The 1,805-nt window shown below is 73.4% G+C and carries 1 protein-coding gene and 1 pseudogene; both read right to left on the reverse strand.

All coding sequences use genetic code 11. The features are described from left to right. A pseudogene (locus tag R6V09_RS52260) lies at positions 1 to 335 on the reverse strand (tetratricopeptide repeat protein); the annotation flags it as partial. Between the two features lie 104 nt (positions 336 to 439). Continuing rightward, on the reverse strand, positions 440 to 1,690 hold the full coding sequence (locus R6V09_RS52265; protein ID WP_317888423.1) for an HD-GYP domain-containing protein: 1,251 nt from the start codon (positions 1,688 to 1,690) through the stop codon (positions 440 to 442). Positions 1,691 to 1,805: the final 115 nt, after the last annotated feature.

Below are 1,805 nucleotides of genomic sequence, written 5' to 3' on the forward strand. Positions count from 1 at the left end.
CCGTACGCCTGCCAGGCGCGCCGGGCCAGCGGCCAGTCCTGGAGGGCGGTGGCCGCGATGCCCACGTTCCACCAGTCAGGTGCGCCGGCCTCCCGCTCCAGCAGCGCGACGGCCCGCAGCCCGGCCGCCCGGGCCTGCTCCCAGTCGTGCCGGAACTTGTGCAGCAGGGCGAGGTTGAACCAGGACTCGGACAGCCAGGGTTCAAGATCGGCGGCACGTGTCAGCAACGCGCCCGCGTCCTCGTACCGACCGTCGCCGATCAGCGTGAACGCGCGGTCTGTGGCCTGCCGCCAGGAGGCGGAGGGCCGGTGCCGTCCCTTGCCGAAGATCCTCACGATTCCCGCCTGCCAGTTCCGTTCGTTGGGCTGGCTCTGCCCCCGGACACCCTCTTCTTCGCATCCAACCACGTACGACTGGAAGGGCGCTCATTACCCATGGGTTACCCAGCCGAAGGCAAGGTCAGACAGTCCCGGGAGAGCACCCGGGCCAGCGCTTCCACGACCTCGGGAGCGTAGTCCCCGGCGGTCCCGAGGCGCAGCTCCTCCAGCGCCTGAAGCGGCCCGCCGGGGCCGCCTGCCCGGGTTTTCTCCTCGTAAGCGTTCACGGCCCGCACGATCCGCGCGGAGACCGGCTGCTCCCGGCAAGGGTCGGCCTGCCGCTCCACGACGGCCGCCACCTGAGGACTCACCCCGGTCTGCCGTACGACGGCCCCGCCGAGCAGTGCTATCCGCCGCTGCTCGGCCACGGGGAGTACGGCGGTGGCGCCGGCCGGTACCGGGTCGACGAGGCTGAGCTGGCCGATGTCGTGCATCAGGGCTGCGTACTCCAGGACGGTGAGGTCGGGCTCGGACAGTCCCAGGTCCCGCCCGACCGCCTGACAGAGCGCGGCGACCCGGCGGGCGTGCCCGGCCGGGGTGTATCCGGCGATCTCGGTGGAGCGGGCCAGGGAGGCGATGGTCTGCCGGTAGGTGGTCCGTACGGCCGCGTACCGCCGGAAGGACAGCTGGGTCAGCAGCAGCGGCACGGAGAACACGGGCAGGGCCCACAGCCCCACGACGGCGACCGCGAGCGCCATCACCGCGCCGGTCGCGCAGACGGCGGACCCGATGCCGAGCATGCCGCGCAGTTCGTCCCGCAGCAGCGGGCCGAAGGGCCAGCGGGTGCGGGAGTGGGCGAGCGCGGCGGCGAGTACGGCGTCGCAGAGGGCGGTGAGGGAGAGGAGCGCGAGCAGGAGGAGGGCGTAGGCGGGGCCGCCCCAGTGTCCGAACACCCCTTGGTTGTAAAGGGGTTGGAAGCAGACGGCGGCGAAGCCGACGGTCAGTACCCGGCGCGCCAGGTGGTCGGGCGTACCGCTCTGCCCGCGTGCGATGTGCGGCACACAGCCGACGAGGGAGGCGGCGACGACCACGGTGACGACCTGGAAGGCGCCGTGGTGGGTGGGCTGTCCGGCGTCGGCGCCGAGCAGCGCGTAGGAGAGGGCGCCGGCGGCGCCGAGCGGGGCGGTCTCGCGGAGGCCGGTGGTCCCGTTCCACCGGCTCAACTCCCCTACGGCGACGAGCACTCCGAAGGCGAGGGCGACTCCGCGTTCTTCGAGGCCGGTCCAGAGGGTGAGGGCGAGGGAGGTGGTGGCGAGGAGGGCGGCGGAGGTGTGGATGAGGGTGAGGGGCAGGAGGTTCCGGCGCGGCGTCATCGGCGTACTCCCGGCCGGCTCGGGACCGGCGCGGGCGGCGGCACGAGGTCGGCGGGCTCGTCCGCGGTCACGGCGGGCCGCCAGCCGTACTTGCCGAGGGCCAGCATCAGCGCGG

This window comes from Streptomyces sp. W16, from assembly GCF_033194735.1.
Classification (GTDB): domain Bacteria; phylum Actinomycetota; class Actinomycetes; order Streptomycetales; family Streptomycetaceae; genus Streptomyces.